The 932-nt window shown below is 41.7% G+C and carries 1 protein-coding gene; it reads right to left on the reverse strand.

All coding sequences use genetic code 11. The features are described from left to right. Positions 1-932, reverse strand: a 932-nt coding sequence (locus R7E78_RS25025; protein ID WP_318058461.1) for a vWA domain-containing protein, incomplete at both ends; no start/stop codon positions are given.

Here is a 932-nt window from a genome sequence, read left to right on the forward strand (position 1 = left end):
GATGTTAGTTCTTACAACACCATCAGAGTCAAAGTGTTTCAACGAATCTTCATTCAGATGACCGCCAATACCTATTGAGCGTACTTCGCTAAATTCTGCCATTGCGCTATATGCGTTATTTGCTTGATGAGGTACATAGTTTTCATAATCGTAATAACTATGATTACTTGTCATCTTCCCTAACAACTCACCTGTCGAAAGCGAATAAACGAGTGAGTTACTATCTATCACCGTCTTATTGTCGTAAGTTACAACATCACCAGTTTTGTAATCCGCTGGCAACACATCAGCTAACGTTACCAGTTTGTTGTTTTCCACTCCAAGAACAATGCTATCCATTTGGTTTATGTTATTTGCATCATTCACAGTAGCTTGGTTTGGACGGCCATCAGAAATGAAATAGCTTAAATTCGTTGCGCCACTATCAGCATTCTCAAACCATTTCAATGCTGATTGGAAGCCTGCTTCATAGTTTGTGTTACCTTCGCCGCGCTTCACAATTGCGTCCAATATTGATTCTACTTGAGACTTAGCGTTGTCAGAGCTCAAATCCAACTCGAGCACCTGTTTGCTCTCAGTGGAAAAAGTGGTTAATAAAACGTTCACTTTGCCCGAATGAGGTCCACTCGCACTTTCGATCAGAGTATTCAGCACTGTTTTTAGTTCAGTTACCGCACGGCCAACGTCGTAACCCATACTGCCAGACGTATCGAGCATAAAGGCAATGTTGTAATCCTGACCTTCGACAATTTGTAACCCTTGAACATCACCAACGATCACGTCGTTATCATCGGACCCAACTATGTTGTTATCACCATGCGTACCAGAAACAAACTCATAATCACGGACTGAAACAGTAGCCGTGTCCGCTCCCATTTGAGTATTGTTATTAACTTCAACACTTCCTGCCGTCGCTGTTACATCAAAATCTA

The organism is Vibrio sp. YT-19(2023), assembly GCF_033337395.1.